The sequence below is a fragment of the Parabacteroides faecis genome (assembly GCF_014647375.1).
Lineage (GTDB): Bacteria > Bacteroidota > Bacteroidia > Bacteroidales > Tannerellaceae > Parabacteroides > Parabacteroides faecis.
In genome coordinates, this window is the sequence record NZ_BMPB01000002.1 from 146,458 (window position 1) to 165,729 (window position 19,272).

At 41.7% G+C, this 19,272-nt stretch carries 13 protein-coding genes; 8 read left to right on the plus strand and 5 right to left on the minus strand.

Going from position 1 to position 19,272, the window contains the following annotated elements:
- Window positions 1–12 precede the first annotated feature (12 nt).
- Window positions 13–402, minus strand: coding sequence for an HYC_CC_PP family protein (locus IEY67_RS03255; protein ID WP_122376046.1), 390 nt, complete (start codon window positions 400–402; stop codon window positions 13–15).
- 285 nt (window positions 403–687) lie between these two features.
- Between IEY67_RS03255 and IEY67_RS03260 the strand changes: the two genes are divergently transcribed.
- Window positions 688–1,287, plus strand: coding sequence for a recombinase family protein (locus tag IEY67_RS03260; protein WP_183669730.1), 600 nt, complete (start codon window positions 688–690; stop codon window positions 1,285–1,287).
- Here IEY67_RS03260 and corA read toward each other — a convergent pair.
- Genes corA through IEY67_RS03275 form a run of 3 tightly spaced genes read right to left on the minus strand, consistent with a single transcriptional unit; the run spans window position 1,284 to window position 6,290 of the window.
- Window positions 1,284–2,366 carry a magnesium/cobalt transporter CorA gene (gene corA, locus IEY67_RS03265; RefSeq protein WP_122376047.1) on the minus strand — a complete coding sequence of 361 codons (1,083 nt, stop codon included), beginning with the start codon at window positions 2,364–2,366 and terminating at the stop codon, window positions 1,284–1,286. The two genes, IEY67_RS03260 and corA, sit on opposite strands and share 4 nt — an antisense overlap.
- A 13-nt stretch (window positions 2,367–2,379) precedes the next feature.
- On the minus strand, window positions 2,380–4,851 hold the full coding sequence (locus IEY67_RS03270) for an endonuclease MutS2 (RefSeq protein WP_183669732.1): 2,472 nt from the start codon (window positions 4,849–4,851) through the stop codon (window positions 2,380–2,382).
- Window positions 4,852–4,865: 14 nt separating this feature from the next.
- Window positions 4,866–6,290 carry a PDZ domain-containing protein gene (locus tag IEY67_RS03275; RefSeq protein WP_183669733.1) on the minus strand — a complete coding sequence of 475 codons (1,425 nt, stop codon included), beginning with the start codon at window positions 6,288–6,290 and terminating at the stop codon, window positions 4,866–4,868.
- A gap of 221 nt (window positions 6,291–6,511) precedes the next feature.
- Here IEY67_RS03275 and IEY67_RS03280 point away from each other — a divergent pair, with 221 nt between their 5' ends.
- From IEY67_RS03280 to IEY67_RS03310, 7 genes are all read left to right on the plus strand, one after another.
- Entirely contained in the window at window positions 6,512–7,096 is a 585-nt protein-coding gene (locus IEY67_RS03280; protein ID WP_122376050.1) for a nucleotide exchange factor GrpE, read from the plus strand.
- 36 nt (window positions 7,097–7,132) lie between these two features.
- On the plus strand, window positions 7,133–8,293 hold the full coding sequence (dnaJ, locus tag IEY67_RS03285) for a molecular chaperone DnaJ (protein WP_122352597.1): 1,161 nt from the start codon (window positions 7,133–7,135) through the stop codon (window positions 8,291–8,293).
- Window positions 8,294–8,520: 227 nt separating this feature from the next.
- The gene (locus IEY67_RS03290; protein WP_183669736.1) at window positions 8,521–9,387 is read left to right on the plus strand and encodes a helix-turn-helix domain-containing protein; all 867 of its coding nucleotides are present in this window, start codon (window positions 8,521–8,523) and stop codon (window positions 9,385–9,387) included.
- A 403-nt stretch (window positions 9,388–9,790) separates the two neighbouring features.
- The gene (locus tag IEY67_RS03295) at window positions 9,791–11,605 is read left to right on the plus strand and encodes a hypothetical protein (RefSeq protein ID WP_183669737.1); all 1,815 of its coding nucleotides are present in this window, start codon (window positions 9,791–9,793) and stop codon (window positions 11,603–11,605) included.
- A gap of 86 nt (window positions 11,606–11,691) precedes the next feature.
- Complete coding sequence (locus tag IEY67_RS03300; protein WP_122376054.1) at window positions 11,692–12,798, plus strand: FimB/Mfa2 family fimbrial subunit; 1,107 nt, start codon at window positions 11,692–11,694, stop codon at window positions 12,796–12,798.
- 15 nt (window positions 12,799–12,813) lie between these two features.
- On the plus strand, window positions 12,814–14,607 hold the full coding sequence (locus tag IEY67_RS03305; RefSeq protein ID WP_158607112.1) for a fimbrial protein: 1,794 nt from the start codon (window positions 12,814–12,816) through the stop codon (window positions 14,605–14,607).
- Between the two features lie 23 nt (window positions 14,608–14,630).
- Complete coding sequence (locus IEY67_RS03310) at window positions 14,631–17,597, plus strand: hypothetical protein (RefSeq protein WP_183669739.1); 2,967 nt, start codon at window positions 14,631–14,633, stop codon at window positions 17,595–17,597.
- A gap of 99 nt (window positions 17,598–17,696) precedes the next feature.
- On the opposite strand, the gene IEY67_RS03315 is transcribed toward IEY67_RS03310, so the two are convergent.
- Complete coding sequence (locus IEY67_RS03315; protein ID WP_183669741.1) at window positions 17,697–19,163, minus strand: catalase; 1,467 nt, start codon at window positions 19,161–19,163, stop codon at window positions 17,697–17,699.
- Window positions 19,164–19,272: the final 109 nt, after the last annotated feature.

The window sequence follows — 19,272 nt, forward strand, 5'->3', positions numbered from 1 at the left end:
AGCCAATATCAACTAAATCAGAAAAGAACAGTTAAGAATGCATCGTTCTGTACCGCTGCATTCGTCAGGTGGGGTATTATAATAAGGATTAGGTATGCCTGATTCACTTGCTTCGGAGAGAATCTGCAAAGCATTCATATTAAAAAGCAAGGACAGGGCGACCGGTGTATAGTCGATAGCCGGTACCTGATGGATATCCTGATCGACCGTCATTTTAACCAGTTGTGTCTCCGTAGAGCAGCAATGGCCTGCTTGTTTCTTTTCCTTGCATGAAGGACAGGTATCGTTTTGCCATAACTCAACTTCCACTATCTTACCCATGCAATGATGGATATTCAGGATAATTCCGCAGGAAACCCCGATATAGAGGATGGTTAATATGACTAGAAGATACTTTTTCATATTTGCAAAGATAGGTTTATTTCTCCGGATATAATTATAAAATGTATGGAGCGCTTATTAAAGAATGTTTCATCTTGTTTTCGATAACATTTTCTTTCAATAAAAGGGAAAGTTTAGCATAAAATGTAAGGGCTTGTTTTTTAACTTGCTACAGCTTGCTTTTTAGCGTTTTTTTATGCTATGAAAAGAAAAATAGTATATGAGCTGTCGTTACTTTATTGTATCTTCACCGCGTGAACTAAAAGTATATTTTGTACATTCAAAATAGTAAGTAGCAGAAGTTTTATGATAATAGCTTATTTGAGAGTAACTATTGACAAGCAACATCTTGAAACACAAAAAGATGAAATTACTCGTTATGCGTCAGCAAATGGTTTGGAAATCAGTAAATGGATAACTGATATAGTAGATGGAAAGAGGAAAGAAGGTGAACCTACCTTATCCCGGTTAATAGACAGAATGAAAAAGGGGGACAAGGTGATTATCACGGATATTGCCCGGTTTGGTCGTACCCTTTCAGAAGTGATGACACTTTTGGGGAAATGTATGGCCCGGGGTATTCATGTATATAGTATCAACGACCGGTATCTGCTGGACAACAGCCTGAATACAGAAGTTGTCTCGGATACCTGTAACCTGGTTTCGGATATCGAGCATCACCTGATGTCTGTCCGAACGAAAGAGGCTTTGAATCACAAGAAAGATAAGGAGGGACTGCAACTGGGACGGCCGAAAGGGACCGATGCGAAGCAGTCTTTGCTGGATGCCAACAAAGAAGAAGTGATGAATATGCTTGAGAGGGGAGATACTGTTGTCATGATCTGCAAGCATTTCAACGTATCCAGAAATACCTATTATCAGTTTAAAAGGAATTACGGACTCTAAAACCAATCTTTCTTTCTCATATATATCCAGGTCAGTATACCGGTAAGGAACATCACTCCCCAGGCAATACCATAGCCGTATTCCCAGTCCAGCTCGGGCATAAGTTTGAAGTTCATTCCCCATACGCCTACCAGGAATGTCAATGGAATGAACAGGGTAGATACGACTGTCAGCCGTTTCATGATCGCGTTCATGCGCAGATCATTGTTGGAGATATAAAGATCCACCAAAGAAGATATGATTTCCCGGCAACTTTCGGTTGTCTGTATAACGAATTGCAACTGGTCTGACAAATCTGTGTAGACCGGAAGCATGTCGGGACTGATTATCCCGTTTTCGGTACGCAGTAATTTGGGAAATTGTTCTTTCAGGGGTTGGCTGTTTTTACGGATAAGCATATATTCGTGACGGCGTTGCTGGATCATCGAACCCATATTCCCTTGGTCGCTTTTGATATCGAGCAATGTTTCCTCTATATCTTCCAACATTTCCTCCACCTTCGAAGCCGTCTCGACCAGGTTGGCGATGATCGTATTCAGCAGGAAAGCAAGTAAGAGTCCGCTACCTTTTTTCCGCAGGCTCAACATATCTGATTCCAGTGCTTTCATTGTGTTGGCGAAGACTGGGTTGTTGCTTTCCGTAAAAGTAATAACGACATTACCGGTGACCAGGATACTGATGTGTTCGGAGTGTATCTCCATATTGGCATCATAATAACTGGAATTCAGGATAATAAGCATGTGATTCGCATACTCTTCAATCTTTACCACATGTTGAGGTGTCAGGATATCTTTGGCATCCAGATTATGGAGTCCAAAATCGTTTACGATACGTGTGATCGTTTCCGAATCGGTAAGTCCGCTTACTTGAAACCAGTTTACTTTGTTTGGGTCGACCAGTTTATTAAACGAAGTAGTTCCTTTTTTTACTTCAGTCGTGTGGATTCCATCTGAATTGTATTGTGTGAGACGAATGTCGGTTACAGTTTCATGTTCACCGGCATAATAATATTTATCCGACAAATGCCGGTTTGAAATATGTCTGCGCCTATGCAAATGTGTTCCCTCTTTTCGTCTCATAGCTACAATTGTTTTAATCCAGTTCTACAACAGTGATACCTGCACCACCAAACTGGACATGCTCATCGTGGTAATGCTCGACACCCGGAACCGAATGCAGATAGTCGCGTATCAGTTGCCGTAGGATACCCGTACCTGTTCCATGCAGAATACGGACTCGCCCAGCTCCGACCTGGATGGCATCGTCAATGAAATAGGTGACAGCTTGCAGTGCTTCATCGCCCCTCATACCTCTAACATCTATCTCTTGCTTAAAGTTCAGTTTTTTCTCGTGCATATGATCGGTCGTACCCACACTGACAAAGGTGCTTTTCTGAATTTCTTTCTTGATCTGGCCTTTGCTTACTTTTTCCAGTTGTTCGAGTTTTACAGTACTTTTTATCATACCGAATGCTACAACGGCTTGTTTTCCTTGAAGTTCCATAACTGTCCCGGCAGAAACTTGTCCTTTTAAACGCACATTGTCGCCGACTTCGATCACGTCACGGTTGAACGCTTGTTTGGTGGGCGGGGCATTCTGCTTTTGCTTTTTACGCTCTTTCCGTTCCTGCAGTTTCGCCATTTTGCGAGCTATCTTGTCATCTTCCTCTCCGGTTGATTCGATAGACGTTTTGAACTCTTCCAAGGCTTTACGGGCAAGTTTGGTTTGTTCTTTTTCAGCCTGCGCCTCTTTGATCTCGCGAACTGTATTTTCGATCTTCGCATTTGCTTCGGCCAGTATTCGCTGTGCTTCAGCCTTTGCTTCGCGCATGATCTCTTTACGTTGCTTATTTACCTCCTCCAGATCCTTTTCGTAGCGGGATGTGATATCTTCCAGTTTCTTTTCCTGTTGGCGGATATTCTGGCGTTTGCTTTCCCAGTAACGCTTATCGCGGACAATATCCTGCAGGTATTTGTCCATATCGATATAATCGGAACCGACTTTCGCAGAAGCATCCGCGATCACATCTTCCGGTAACCCGATCTTCCGTGCGATTTCGACGGCAAACGAACTACCCGGGTTTCCGATCGACAGTTTGAACAGCGGTTGCATCAGGTGGCGGTCATATAACATGGCACCGTTTACAATGCCTTCCGTATCTTCTGCAAAATGCTTCAGGTTCTGATAGTGGGTCGTGATCACTCCGAAACTACGGTTCCGGTTGAACCGGTCGAGTAGCGCTTCGGCTATCGCACCGCCGATCTGGGGTTCCGTACCGCTACCGAACTCATCGATCAGGATGATTGTCTTTTCATCGCAGTTCCTGACGAAGTACTTCATATTAGTCAGGTGGGAACTATATGTACTAAGGTCATTCTCGATACTCTGTTCATCGCCGATATCGATAAAGATACGGGAGAATATCCCGGTACGCGAACTTTCGTGCAACGGGATCAGCAGACCGCATTGCATCATATATTGCAGCAAACCTACCGTCTTCAGACAAACGGATTTACCACCCGCATTCGGACCGGAAATGATCAGTATGCGCTTCTCCTCACTCAATGTGATATCGAGCGGGATAACCTGCTTGTCCTGTTTTTGCAAAGAGAGGTAAAGTAGCGGATGAACGGCACGTGCCCAGTCTACCTGTTGTATATTCTCGACAACCGGTTTGATCCCTTTCACCTGTTCTGCAAAAAGAGCCTTGGCACGGATAAAATCTATATCTGCCATAAACTCATACGACTGTAGGATATCCGGAACCATCGGGCGTACTATATTGGTAAACTCCGTCAGGATTTTCATGATCTCCCGACGTTCATCACCTTCCAGTTCCCGTACCCGGTTATTGGCTTCTACGACGACTTCCGGTTCGATGAAAACAGTTTTACCGCTTGCCGATTCGTCATGTACGATCCCTTTGATCTTCCTTTTGAAAGCCGGAGCGACAGGTATCATCAGACGTCCGTCACGCATGGTCGGAGTCACATCTTTATCGACCACACCTTCCGATTGGGCACTTCGCAGAATGGATTGCAGGCTGCGGGAAATACCGCTCATCGTTGCTGTAATCTCTTTTCTGATCTGTGCCAGGGTGGGCGAGGCATTGTCTTTTACTTTCCCGAACTTGTCGAGAATGGAGTCGATCTTTCCGATCAGTTGGGGAAATACAAGTATGTCACCTGCCAATGCAGTAAGAGCCGGATAAGCGATCTCTTCCTCTTCAGTCGGACGGAAGAAACGGACGATATCGTTGATTGTCTGTAGGGAACGTTTCAGGTCAAACAGTTCCTTTTCATCCAGCCAGGTTCCTTCCGGACGTATCCTTTTCAGTGAATAACGTACATCGAAAAAGAAACTGGCAGGAAATTCTACATCTCCATGCAGGATACGGACAAACTCATCTGTTTGTTCCAGACGTTCAATAACGGTTGTATAATCGGCAGAGAATTCCATCTCTGCTACCCGCTCTTGTCCCAGCGGGCTTAAACATTTATCGGAAATTAAACGGCGTGCTTTATCGAACCCCGTTTTTTGTTCAAAGTTTTGTGGGTATATCACGTTTATTTATATGCTTATTTTATCTCCACCGTAATCTCTCTGCGGATAGTAGGGCGGACGATGATTTCCATTTTGTTCTTGCCCCGTTTGATATCGAACGTACAGGCATTGTTACCTGCCGGATTGACATAAGGAGCATAATAATATAAGTAGGAGAAAGCTCCTACATTGCCGGAACTTTGTAAAGCATCGGCAACCTTAGGGTAGTTGAATGTATCCCAGTACATACAGCGTTTGAAACCATTGGCATCCGTAAACTGTGTTTTAGGATCGCGATATTTCATCGTTTTGGAAATGAAGTTCTTATAGCCTGCTGTAAATTCTTCTGCGGAATAATTCATCTTGTTATTATTGATCTTTTCGATCACATCGCGCGGACGAAGTCCGGATGCGTAAGCCGGCGAATTGCGGTCGACATCCGTAATCAGTTCCAGACGGTCGATGTCATAGCTGATACCCGTATAATTATAGGTTCTCTGATTTACCTTATATAATACATTCCGGCCATATTTTACGTACGGATATTGCATCAACATCAGCGGCACATGTATACGGGCATATTCTTCCAGTTTGTAGGAATCTTCCAGCAACTCGTTCGCTTCACATTCCCAGAGGATACGGCCCGGAACAAAAGCCTGGTCGATCATACGGAAACCGAACTGCAACAGGTATTCTGCTTCCGCCTCTGCCGCCGAATTACCCAGGAACGGGAAAGTGTCCATTTTGCTCACTGTAAAATTATAACGGTAAGTCGGCTCTTTATCTATCATTACTTTGTTCACTCCTTTAAAGTTCGGATTCTTATCGAAGAAGTAAAATGTCTGTATCAGGATGTCCGGCTGGACGATATCTACGGCCAAACCTTTTTTAGTCATTTCTTTTTCGATACATTCGTTGATGGCGGTTTCCAGTTTACGGTTGTTTTCATCGATTGTCGCGAATGCAAATGTCTTGAATTTGCCGAAGTTGACAGAATCCGGTGTTACCACGGTTTTGAAAGGACAGGTAAAGTTCCGTTCGCTGGTCGTTTCCAGGCTGTACATTGAAAAAGCCGATGCCAGTTGGTCTTCCGTGATCGAGTTGACCTTTTTGCAATCTTTTTTTACCATCACCTGCTTAGTCGGTACGGCAAGATTGGAGATAGTGAGTATCACTTCATTTTTACCGGCAGGGTTCAATAGCTCTGCAATCTCCTGTGGTGAAACTTCCGTCGATTGCACTCCGTCTATCGCTTCCAGGATATCGCCCTGTTTCACTCCTGCAAGTTCTGCCGAAGAATAAGGAATGACTCCTGTAACAACGGGTTTATATTTTCCCCAGTTATTACTTTGACTGATATCGTAAGTGAATCCTAATCTACAGATCGACGCGTTCCGGTTCTGTGCATAGCCGGTTAAGAATGCAAATAACAGTAATATGGATAAAACAACTCTTTTCATAATGCCAGTAATTCTATTATAGTATTAATAATACCTGTTTATACCTAAATATACAGGCAAAGGTAAAGATATTTTTGTTGAGTATGAATAGTTGGCAGCATATTTGATATTATTCCGGTGAATGATCGCAGGGATAACTTTTTCTACATGTGGAATGTTAGTAGAGGAAGGTTGTCGTATTATGCTGACAATTAGGTAATAATAAAAAAATTAAGATAGTTATGAGCAAGATGAATTTTAACGGAAAGAAAGAAACGGCTGGAAAGAATGAATGTCAGAACAACGAGGAAGCGACAAATTTGCAGCAGGAACAGGAAAATGCGGCAGAAGAATGTGCGCAGACTGACATTGTGACCGAAGAATTGGAAGAGTTGAAAAAGAAGTATGACGAATTGAACGACTCTCATCTTCGTTTGATGGCAGAATTCGATAATTACCGTAAACGTACTTTGCGTGAAAAGGCAGACCTTATCAAGAATGGTGGTGAAGCCGCCCTGAAAAACTTGCTTCCGGTTGTAGATGATTTTGAGCGTGCATTGCAGAACATCCGCAAATCGGACGACGTGGAAGCTGTGAAAGAAGGTGTAGAGCTTATCTATTCCAAATTTATGGCTTATCTGGCCCAGCAGGGAGTGAAAGTTATTGAAGCGGTAGGTCAACCATTCGACACCGAAATGTTTGAAGCTGTAGCTACGATTCCTGCTCCGGAACCTGGCATGAAGGGAAAAATCCTGGATTGCGTACAGACCGGTTATACTTTAAATGATAGAGTGCTTCGTCACGCTAAAGTAGTGGTAGGAGAATAAGCAATATGCTAGAGGGCAAATAACAACAATACAAAGATGGCTAAAAGAGATTATTACGAAGTGCTGGAGGTGGAAAGAACCGCCACAGTGGAAGAAATTAAGAAAGCATATCGGAAAAAAGCGATCCAGTTCCACCCGGACAAGAACCCTGGTGATGCGGAAGCAGAAGAGAAATTCAAAGAAGCTGCCGAAGCGTATGACATATTGAGTGATGCTCAGAAACGTCAGCGTTATGACCAGTTCGGACACGCCGGAGTAGGAGGCGCCTCTCAGGGAGGTGGCTTTGGTGGGGCTGGAATGTCAATGGAAGATATTTTCTCTCAGTTTGGAGACATCTTTGGCGGGCACTTTGGCGGATTTGGTGGTTTTGGTGGTTTTGGCGGAGGCTCACGTGGCGGCCGTCGTGTGAACCGTGGTTCGGATTTGCGTGTGAAGGTAAAGCTGAACCTGAAAGAGATCGCTAACGGAGTAGAAAAGAAGATAAAAGTCAAAAAGTACGTTCCCTGCAGCAAGTGTCACGGTAGTGGTGCGGAAGACGATCACAGCTCTAAAACTTGTGAAACCTGTCATGGAAGCGGTGTGGTGACCCGCATTGCCAATACGATCCTGGGGCAGATGCAGACACAGTCGACCTGTCCTACCTGCGGTGGTGAAGGCAAGATCATCACTAAAAAATGTACGCAGTGTACCGGTGAAGGTGTTATGCGTGACGAAGAAGTTATTACGATCAATATCCCGGCAGGTGTGGCAGAAGGCATGCAGTTGTCCATGAGCGGCAAGGGTAATGCTGCCCGTCATGGTGGTGTGAATGGTGACCTTCTGATCCTGATCGAAGAGGAACCGCATCCGGAACTGATCCGCGATGAGAATGACTTGTTATATAACTTGTTGTTAAGCGTTCCCCAGGCCGCTTTGGGAGGAACTGTCGAAGTACCGACCATCGACGGGAAAGCGAAGGTGAAGATCGAACCGGGTACACAGCCGGGTAAGGTATTACGTCTCAGAAACAAGGGACTTCCTTCCGTGAACAGTTACGGAACGGGTGACCTCCTTGTCAATGTAAGCGTATATATTCCTGAGACATTGTCTGCTTCAGAAAAAGAAACATTGACCGGCCTGGAAAACTCGCCGAATTTCCAGCCGAACCGTACGATGAAAGAAAAGATCTTCAGCAAATTCAGACATATGTTTGATTAAATATCTGTTTCTGTCATTCATTTGACAGGAGAGGGGTGCCATAGAAGTTTTATAATGAGACTTTTGCGGTACCCTTTTCTGTTTTTTGTCATAAATGAGAGGTGTTTTATTTTATGTAAGCCTTGTTTTTTCACTTGATGAAGAATATTTTCGTCAGTATAAAAATATTATATTAAAAAAGTAAATATATTTGCTACGCCTCGTTTTAATAACGAGGTAAGAAATTTATGTGTGCAGAAAAAAATGAGGGATTTGAAAAATGCATGCGCTTTCAATCTGAAACCGGTTTCAGATTGATCATCCTTGTCAAGGATGATCATATCGCTGCTAATAATATTGAGTTTTGTAATTTAGTGTTTGTGCTGGAGGGCGAAATCGAGTTTTCATCGAGCGATTTCTTGCGGCAGAGGTTCAAACAGGATGATTTTTTCTTCCTGCCTCATGCGACAGGTATATATGGAACTGCTGTGGTTGATTCGCGTGTCCTGTTACTTTCGTTTGGTAACAGGGTGGAGCTTCCGTGTGACAATTGTACCCTTTATAGTTATGTGAAGAGTTATAATTATGTAAAGGAGGAGAAAGATGTCTCCAATCTTTTTCGGCCATTACAGGTGACTCCCCAAGTGAAGCTTTTTGAAGATCAGATGGTGAGCTATTTGTTGGCAGCTAAGAAGATACCATGTGATTATCTGTACGATTTGAAGCAAAAGGAACTGTTCATCATTCTTACCTATAATTATACCCGAAAGGAACTGGCCGAGTTTTTCTATCCTGTATTAGGATATGGGACCAGCTTCAAACAACGTTTCCAGGCGATCTATAGAAATGGTCTCTCCATTAGTGAGATCGCTTCGAAGATGAATATGTCGCTTCGTACTTTTTCCCGCAAATTTTATGTTGAGTTCGGTGAACCGGCGCGTTACTGGCTACTTAAGCAGAAGGCAAAGAATATCAGGCTGAAATTATCCATACCGGGAATAACTATTTCCGATATTATTATGGAGTTTGATTTTACCGATATGTCTCATTTTACCAAGTTTTGTAAACATTTTTATGACTGTACGCCTGCAGAGCTGATGCGGCAGATAAAGTAGAAAACAGTTTACTTCCCACCTTTCATTTATGACATTGTATCCTGATATAAATAAACAACAGTCTAAGTTAATTTATGTCAGGATGCGATGTGTTTTACATATTTCAATATACTTTTCATTACTCTGTTTTATAAATTGATTATAAGGGAATGACGATTTTTTATTCGTGACGTTTGGATACAAAACAATGTCTTTTAAATACATATTCATTGGTTTTATTTTTGATAATTTCGCTATTAGAAAAGTTTGTAAAAAGCAAATGTTTGATCGTCTGAAATAAAAACGTCTAAAGTACAATCCCTTTGCTCGTTTTCCGTCTCGACAATCAGAATTTTACTATTCTGATCTATATAAATGAATATTTATAAGTACGGATTAATTAACCTATATAATATTGTATAATATGAAAAAAGTATTTATTATGGCGATAGCCGCCATATCCCTCATTGGGTGTAATAAAGATGAGGAGGGGATTAACAATGACGATGCAGTGGTAAATCTGAGGATACACGTCGATAAAACTGTAACGAAAGCGATTGAAACCGGTCATCCTTCTAAACAAACGTATGCTCCCAAAATTTATTCCGCTTTGGTTATTCCTTATAATAGTTATGGAGTATCATTGGGTGAAATAAAATTGACCGATGATCAGCTGGGTAAGGCATTGTATGGAAATTATATTTTAGCAGGAACTACTGTTGATTCAAATACTCAACCTGAAGGTGTTACAATAGGTATGCCTGCCGGAACGACTCATGTAGACGTATTATTGAATCGTCCTTCTACGGATGACGGTACTACAAATATTAATTATTTTAATTATAGAGATAATAAAGGGAAAGGAGATAATCCTTATAAAGAAGGTACTGATAATTTTGAACGGGTAACCCTTGTTACGAAAGATTATGGACGTGGTACAGCTTTGGAAGGCCACCTTGATAGTAATACGACCGGAAAGGATGGAAAGCCTGTCTATAAAATGACTTATGAGGTTTCACCCAGTTTGGCTCGTTTGGAAGTATATGGAGGTATTCAGGTCGCTGAAGAAGAAGAATGGAAAGATTATTTTGGTCGTAAATGGAAAACAATGCCTAAAACTGACATGGAAACTAAATTTGATGAAGCGGCCAGAACAAAATATGGTATTGTTGTAGGGACTGGTACAAGTGGTAATGGTTTTCCTGATGACAAAGCTTATATTCCGGATCATTATTGGCATGTCCAAGCAGGAAAAACGTTGTCTCAACCGGAAAAAAATACTGAATATATTATGGGGGGAAGTAAAGGAACTGTTGCTACAGAAGCGGAGATAGACGACGATACTAATAATATTGATTTCGGATGGGTCCTTGTGCCTGATTTTGGGACTTTACCCAATGCAGAGTCTGTTAAATGGTTTCCCAATTACTACTATGCAGTTGATGTAGAGGAAATTTATGTAAATAATATAAAGGTACGTGATGCTTCCCGTGATCCTTTTATGCTTCCGTGGCCCGGGAGTGAGGCTGCAGCCGGATGGCCGGATTGGTACAAAGCTTATCATGAAAAAGGATGGCATACAGCCGGTACTTCTGAAAATAATACTTTCTTATGCATGGGGAATATGTGGGATCGTATAGTGGGAAGTAATGCCAATGTTATAAAGGTACAATACCCGAGTGTTACTAGTTTAGGAACAAAAGATGAAATGGAGATCTATGTAGGTAAAACAACTCCAGTGACGGATAAAGGCCAGTATTGGAATACGACGATAGGTGGAGGTGCATCTGCTAATCGTAATATAGGCATAGTAAAAGATAAAACATCTGCTTTTCAGATTTATGCTCAGTCATCGAACCGTACAACGAAAGAGGCATTGGCAAATGAGTTACCTCATGTTATTTTGAAAGTGAAAGCTTATGAGAGCAAAACCGCTTATGAAAGCACTGAAAAAGAGAAGTATGCTTCAGGAAAAGAATTTATTACAATGAAAGTCTTTACAGTGAATGGTTCTGTCAACAATGATTTTCTTACCTCATTTCAGGCTGGATATATTTACAGGATCGATTTGAATAGCCTGATCTCTGCTTTTGTCGGTAAAATACCTGTTCCCGGAGGAGTTGCAACAGTAGATCCGAAAGATCCGATTGATCCGGATCCGGAGATGCCGGGTGTAAATGTGGTGGTTAGTGTGAAAGTTAATCCGTGGAAAGTGACGGATATCACTCCTTCTATTTAATAAACAGTCTGATTGAACAAAGGCTTTTATCAGAGAAGGCCTTGAAAAAGGAATTCTCTGATAAAGTTTTTTAATCTAAAGAAACAATGACGTTTGAAAAAGAAATAGCTCTGCTTTTTTCCGTAGTCTTGCTACCGCTATATGGTTGTATCTATGAGGATTTGCCGGAATGCCCTCCCCAGAATGGAGTGGTACTTAGTTATGACTTCTTATGTAATATGGAGTATAAAGATGAGTTAGGAGAAGCTGTGCAAGATCTGAAAACGTTTGTATTTGATAGTAATGGAATTTTATGTGATACTTTACGCCCTCCGGTAGGTTCAGGAGAATTATGTTTAGGATGGCAGCGTAAGATCGATCTGGCCCCTGGTGTGTATACGATCGTTACATGGGCCGGGAGTGAAGAGTTTGATCGGGATTTTCAGATATTACAGTCAACCTGCGCGACGGATGAAAGTGTTTGTAGCCCGGTTATAGGGAAAACAAATCTGAAAGATTTTCGTGTTTTTTTGAATTACAATATTAATCTGGCAGATAATGACAGGGCAATTCCTCAGACCCGGCAATTCAAGGATCTATTTCATGGACTGGTGGAAAATGTAGTAGTGGAGAAAGATAAGGAAACTCTTGTCCATACATCGTTGATAAAAAACACAAATGTAGTGCGTGTCGGCATTGGTGGGTGGCCGAAGACTGGAATAAACTCTGAAAATATTCAGGAAAACTGGGATATACATATTTCCGGAAGAAATGGCCATTATAAATATGATAATACGATTAAAGAATATGCGCCTTTATTGACATATACCACTTACGATATGAATCTTAGTTCCGACACAGTCTATGCCTATATAAAAGTCATGAGGTTGATGGGAGAGGAGGAGGAAGACCCTTTCTCCAATGCACCTCTTTATCTGGATGTAGTGTATAAACCGACCAATCTGGTTGTATGCCGGAATCTTGATATCATAAAGGTGATATTGGATAGTCGTATTCCTCTTCGTGATGAGAAGGGGAATATAGAAACCGACAGTAACGGTGATCCCATAATGGTCCTGCCTGGTGTAGAATATCTGGATAGACAGGATTTTTATACGATTGATTTTGAAGAAACGGAAAGTGAAGGTAATATTCGTTTCACTATTTATGTAAATGGATGGAAAGTCCAGGATATTTATCCTGTATTTCCCTAAAATGGACAAATGGAGATGAAAGGATTGTTTCAAAAATATAGGCTGAACCTCTTAACCGGTTGTTTGTTGCTGGTTTTCGGTATATGTGGTTGTGAACAGGAAGTTCTTATCGACCAGAAAACAGAGACAACCGATCATACAGATGCTATCTGTATTGTAACCCGTGTTTCGTCGGATATTGGAGCTGGTGAGGCAAAAGCTTCGGATAAAGAAAATGCGATTCGTTCTTTACGGTTGTTTGTTTTTTCATCCGATGGCAAAACGATGCTTCTCAACAAATATTTCCTGACATCGGATGCCGCAGGAGAAATCCCTTCTAATACATTTACTTATTTTGTCAAGACGGCTGATGATGAATTTAAAATTTCGGAACTTTTAAAGAAACAAAACATCATTATTTGTCTGGTAGCAAATGAATTGAAATCGATGGACGGTACGCTTACCTACGAACAGGTAAGAGATGCGCGTCTTGATTTCTCGTCCATTTATGATTCAAATGGAATGTTGGACATTTCTCTTGCTGGTCAGGGGAATGCTTCGAATAAAGGATATATTCCGATGTATGCTGAAACCAAATCGCTTAGTACTGATGAATGGAATGCCGGTCAGGGGAAAATAATCAATATGTCGCTGATCCGGTCGGTGGCTAAAGTTGTATTGCAAATAACGAAGGGGACTTTGTCGGGTAATGATTGGGATAATAATGTAGAAGTGACATTTAAGGAAGCCTCAGTGGTTCGTATACCGCAATATGGTTTTATGGGGTTGGGAGCACTCCCTTATGAGGGTTCACAAATATCGACGACGACAAGTCCATTCGATTCGTATGTGGTTAGTAAATCTTCATCATTACCTTCTTCCAAACAACTCGTTTTTTATGTGCCGGAGTTTATTATGAGCCAATCTAATAATCAGCAATATTCTTATCTGCAAATTACGGCAGATTATCATACGGATACAGAGGATCTGAAAACTACATACAAAATTCCATTGGGAAACGGAGTTCAGCAATTATATAATAATTCAGGGAAGCAGATTAATGATTTATCTCAGTCGGAATTAAGTCTTACCCGGAATACGCAGTATAATGTAAATGCAACGGTTTCTTCCATAGGCACATTGGCCATTTTCCAAATAGAACTAAATGTAACCGGTTGGACTAAAACAGAAGAAATTAGCGGATCGGTAAATACGCCTGTCTTAAATGTAACGAGTAAAGATATCCCGATGTCTGTAGAAACGGTACGGGTCTTTTTCTGGACAAATCAGGAGGAAGTATTTATAGAAGAGGAAGGTATTGCCTATGATGGCAGTAAATTCAACGTAAATAATCTCTTTGATAATCTGGCAGGCCAGGGAGTGTCTAATTTTCATCTTTTTAAAAGTCAGGAGAGTTCATATTATCCATATAACGGATATATGGATATTAAGTTTGTATCCTCTGATACATATAACAATAACAACAAATATACATTGATACTGAATGCCGGCGGATTGAAAAGAACTGTAGTGATCGAATCCAATCCGGTTGTTGCACAAATTATATTCAATGCTAATGGAGGAAGTGGCTCTACCAATCCTTGTGAGGTAAGATATAGTCAGCTGGAAGGGATGGCCATCCTTGGAAAAGAAATAACAGTTCATAGTGTAGATATCCCGGTTTTTATTTCTCCTTCCGGCATGGTATTTTCAGGTAAATGGACATATACATCATCCGGGGCGGAAGTTCCGGACGATGGAAATGGTAATCTCACGGTAACGTTACATGGGAGTACTACGTATTTGAGTGCTTTGTGGATCGATAAGTAATTTAGAGAATGAAAGGAAAGGATATGAAACATTTGTTTTTGGGGCTGGTGTGGTTTATCTATCTGTTTTTTCTCAGTTCATGTGTGGATGAGCAGTTGGTAAAACCAGGCGTAAAAGATGTGCAGTTACGTTTTACGATTGTTATGGCTGATGAAGAAGTAATGGATACACGTGCCGGAGAAAATAGATCCGGAGGGATAAATAGTGTCTATGTTGTGGTTGTTAAAGATGAAGCAGATCCTGGTGATGCAAGGATTCTGGCATCGTCAGAAGCTAACTCGGTAGGAGATAATACGTACAGAGCGGATTTAAAAGATGAAAATCTGAAAGGAAAGATGTATGTTTTTGCCAATATAGCTTCTTATCTGTCAGGGCAGCAACTGGGTGGAATTACAACATTAGGAGAGCTACAGGAGGCATTGAAGATAAAGTTATCGACGGCGAAAGTTGAAGGAAAGGATTACATAATAGCAGACCCTTCTTTTCCTCCAATGGTTTCAGAACCTGAGTCGTATGATAGTTCTGATCCAACAACCCTTTCTTTTGAATTAAGTCCTTCCACAGCAAAAGTTACAGTAATAAATAACTCTGGAAATGATCATTATACATTATTGGGAGCTAATATGGGAAATGCTCCACTTGAAGGATATGTCTTTCCCAATAACCAACAGATAGAAAACATAGGCCGAGCTTCGTACGCAGGTGTTGTTTCCGGTAATACATATTCTCCGGAATATATGATGCGCGGTGTGCCTAAAGACTCAAAAGAAACCGAACCGTTATATCTTTTCGAGGCACCGGTAAAAAAAGATGATGAAGGTGTATTTGTTATTATCAAAGGGGAATATGATGGTGTTCCCGGATATCATCGGTTAAATATATGGAAGAAAGAAGCAGGGAGTAGTAATCAACAATATTTGCCGATAGAACGCAATACCTACTATAAAATAAATATTCAAAAGATATCTTCAGCCGGTTATGCTACCGCTGCAGATGCAATGAAAAATCCGGCATCAAACCGGGATATTCAGTTTAATATTGATGTTACTGATTTGAATTCGCATGATATAGTTTCTAACGGGGAACAGTATCTGGGTGTTTCAAATAGTACTTTGATTTTATACGATAATATAAAAAGTGGAATACGTAGGGATGTGGAAGCAGTAAATGTTAGTTATACCGTTCCGACTGATGGGGTAACCGCCTGGGGGGAAGGCTCTGTGACAACTTCTGGTAATGGATTGACTTTTAGCGATGGCAAAACGACTCAATCATTGGCTCTTACGGAGACAAAAGATAAGCCGATAAAGATAAACTGTTCGCCGGACTTGACGGAAGGCTCCCTTATTTTCCGGATAGGCAATTTAAGTAAAGTGGTAAAAGTTATTCGTCGCAGCACTTTGCCTGCCGTACCGGAAGAAATGTCGTTTGAAAATGTAACGATTGGCAACAGGGCCATGGAAATGAAAGATAAGGTGCTTTTCGGAGATGATTCCGGAAAATATGGAACAGACAACGGAAATGAATCTTATGAGAGTCGTACAGGTAAGCTATATGCCCTTGTTTCAGCCAATGTAGGATATAATAATAGTGTATCTGAGCGTGACGGAGAGTTTTATGTCGCAAGTTCTAAGGATGATGGCCGGACTAAAGTGATGTTTCATCAGGAAAAACTGGATGTTTATACCGGATTAGCCCAAATACGGCCTTATACTTTTGTCGGAACTTTCCATCGTTGGAATCAAAAGGCTGAACGTATTATTCGTATCCGTTCTTTTGAAAAAGACCGGACAAAAAAATGGACTGCAGTTGTTATTGTAGGGCAGGATTTTATAGAGTTAGATACAGATAAGAGTAATGATAGCAAAATATCCCTAAACCCGTATGGTTGGGATGACCCGGATAATCCTACAAGCTATGATCCGGAAGAACCTCTGTATTCTACAGATGAAGCAATTGAGGCTAATTGTTGTTTCACAGAGAATCAGAAAGGTAAATCATTGGTCACAGGAACAGCTGACAATATCTATTTTCGTGTGGGTTTGAAAAGTACATTGAGTAGTCAGGAAACAGCTCCCCGTTATGGATTGATAGCTTTCATTCATTCGGGAGGAACTCACCTGATCTATGTACGGCAGGGGGAAGAACCTGATTATCTGATGCGTCCGTATGATCCTGTAACGGATGAAAATAGCGGAACTGTCGTGTTATCAAGACGTCCTAAAGCTGTAAAGATACAGCCTTATAATATTACAGTGAAGGGAGGTGCAAAAAAAGTAGAGGTTGTACAAAATGGAGGAATTTATACTTCATACCCTTCTATGGGTGGTTATTTTTTTCAAGGTAATTCGAATGTGGCATATTATCCTGTCGGTACTGCCAGTGAGGTCGGTTGGAGTAATAATTCTTCAACCGGAGATTATAGTGATGCAAGGAACGTTTGTCCATCCGGTTATCGCCGGCCGGCCGATGGAGTGAATGGTAATGCCGGTTATATAGAGGGATCGGAGATGCGTCAGTCTTTTTGGTTATATCCCCAAAATGGCGTAGCGACTTCTGATTATGGTAATATGCTTCGTGGATATATTGCAGATGGTTATTTTGACAGAAAACCTATACGTATCCCAAATACGCAAGGGAGATCCAACGAGGGTTTTAATATTTATATGTCGGAAACAGTAAATGGAACAACTTACCGTATTCCAACTATGGTGGGAGATGAAACAAATATTGGTTATGCGGGTATGCTTGTTTACAATCCTTATAACTATGCCTCTATTTTCATTCCTTCATCCGGATCTCGTAGTGGACAAACGCGGGGAGGGGAGCTTATCGGTACAGGCGGAGAATTTAATCTATGGTCAAGTACGATGAATAGCAATCAGATGTGGTATTTGGCAACTGGCTATTATTCTAGTAAGTTTGTTTTTGATACTTATTTGTCGATTGCTTCTATGGAAGGGTTTTCTGTTCGGTGTGTGAAAGAGTGATGTAGGTATGTAATTATCCAAAAAAGAAGAATGCCTCTTTACCTTCCGGTATTGTAGGCATTCTCTTTTTGAACAGAATTTATCAAGGGGGTACTTATACTATCTTGTTTCCTTCAAAGCATCTTCCAAGCTGATGCCCAGTGCATCGGCAACACCTTTGCCATAGGCAGGATCGGCTTTGTAACAGTTGCGTACGTGACGTTGCTGGATGAACAATTCGGCTCCACCGATCTGACGGGCAGTATTTTCGAACAGAACCTGTTGTTCGTCGGCTGGCATCAGGCGGAACAGAGCACCCGGCTGGCTGTAATAATCGTCATCGTATTCACGTTCGTTGTAATTGTAGATATCGCCGTTGGCTTTCAAAGGCGGTTCTTTCTTTTCGGGAGAATCCTGCCATTCGCCGTAGCTATTCGGTTCGTATCCTTTTGCTGCACCGTAGTTGCCGTCTACGCGCATGGCTCCGTCGCGATGGTAAGCATGGAAAGGACAACGAGGTTTGTTTACCGGTATTTGTTCAGAGTTCACGCCCAGGCGATAACGCTGTGCATCTCCGTAAGAAAACAGACGTCCCTGAAGCATTTTGTCCGGAGAGAAACCGATACCTTCTATCGTGTTGATCGGGTTGAAGGCTGCTTGTTCCACATCTGCGAAATAGTTTTCCGGGTTACGGTTCAGTTCGAGGATACCAACGTCGTGCAGCGGGAAATCGCCGTGCGGCCATACCTTTGTCAGGTCGAACGGATTGATACGGTAGTTTTCTGCCTGTTCTTCCGTCATTAGCTGGATCTGGAATTTCCATTTAGGGAAATCACCTTTTTCAATGCTTTCAAACAGGTCACGCTGATGCGATTCGCGATCTTTTGCGATGATCGCTTCTGCTTCCTGGTCAGTCAGGTTCTTGATCCCCTGTAATGTCCTCAGGTGGAACTTTACCCAGATACGTTCGTTCTTAGCATTGATAAAGCTATATGTATGGCTACCGAAACCGTGCATGTGGCGATAAGAATAGGGGATACCGCGGGAACTCATGGTAATGGTAACCTGATGTAATGCTTCCGGAAGCAATGTCCAGAAATCCCAGTTATTGTTTGCGCTGCGCAGGTTTGTTTTCGGATCTCTTTTGACGGCGTGGTTAAGGTCGGGGAATTTTAACGGATCGCGCAGGAAAAATACCGGTGTATTGTTTCCGACTAAATCCCAGTTGCCTTCTTCTGTATAAAACTTCATGGCAAAACCACGAATATCGCGTTCAGCATCTGCCGCTCCGCGTTCACCGGCAACGGTAGAGAAGCGAACGAAGCAGTCTGTCTTTTTACCGACTTCACTAAAGATCACAGCCTTTGTGTATTTAGTAATGTCGTGTGTCACAGTAAAAGTACCAAATGCTCCGGATCCTTTGGCATGCATACGTCTTTCGGGAATAACTTCGCGGTCGAAATGGGCCAGTTTCTCTAAAAACCAGGGGTCTTGTAATACCATTTGTCCACGCGGACCTACTGTCTGTGAATTCTGATTGTCTGCAACGGGGCGACCGTTGGCAGCTGTTAGCTTTTTGTTCTCCATAAATAAATTTTTTATTTGTATAAAGTCGACAACATCTTACCTTGAATATTAATGTAACCAACCTTATACGCGATTTGTTTTCGATTACTGAACAAAAGTAAAATGTTAT

Excerpts from the sequence above, each read along its gene's own strand:
- IEY67_RS03255 (WP_122376046.1), bottom strand. The coding sequence starts at position 402 with ATGAAAAAGTATCTTCTAGTCATATTAACCATCCTCTATATCGGGGTT.
- IEY67_RS03260 (WP_183669730.1), top strand. The coding sequence starts at position 688 with ATGATAATAGCTTATTTGAGAGTAACTATTGACAAGCAACATCTTGAA.
- corA (WP_122376047.1), bottom strand. The coding sequence starts at position 2,366 with ATGAGACGAAAAGAGGGAACACATTTGCATAGGCGCAGACATATTTCA.
- IEY67_RS03275 (WP_183669733.1), bottom strand. The coding sequence starts at position 6,290 with ATGAAAAGAGTTGTTTTATCCATATTACTGTTATTTGCATTCTTAACC.
- IEY67_RS03280 (WP_122376050.1), top strand. The coding sequence starts at position 6,512 with ATGAGCAAGATGAATTTTAACGGAAAGAAAGAAACGGCTGGAAAGAAT.
- dnaJ (WP_122352597.1), top strand. The coding sequence starts at position 7,133 with ATGGCTAAAAGAGATTATTACGAAGTGCTGGAGGTGGAAAGAACCGCC.
- IEY67_RS03290 (WP_183669736.1), top strand. The coding sequence starts at position 8,521 with ATGTGTGCAGAAAAAAATGAGGGATTTGAAAAATGCATGCGCTTTCAA.
- IEY67_RS03295 (WP_183669737.1), top strand. The coding sequence starts at position 9,791 with ATGAAAAAAGTATTTATTATGGCGATAGCCGCCATATCCCTCATTGGG.
- IEY67_RS03300 (WP_122376054.1), top strand. The coding sequence starts at position 11,692 with ATGACGTTTGAAAAAGAAATAGCTCTGCTTTTTTCCGTAGTCTTGCTA.
- IEY67_RS03305 (WP_158607112.1), top strand. The coding sequence starts at position 12,814 with ATGAAAGGATTGTTTCAAAAATATAGGCTGAACCTCTTAACCGGTTGT.
- IEY67_RS03310 (WP_183669739.1), top strand. The coding sequence starts at position 14,631 with ATGAAACATTTGTTTTTGGGGCTGGTGTGGTTTATCTATCTGTTTTTT.
- IEY67_RS03315 (WP_183669741.1), bottom strand. The coding sequence starts at position 19,163 with ATGGAGAACAAAAAGCTAACAGCTGCCAACGGTCGCCCCGTTGCAGAC.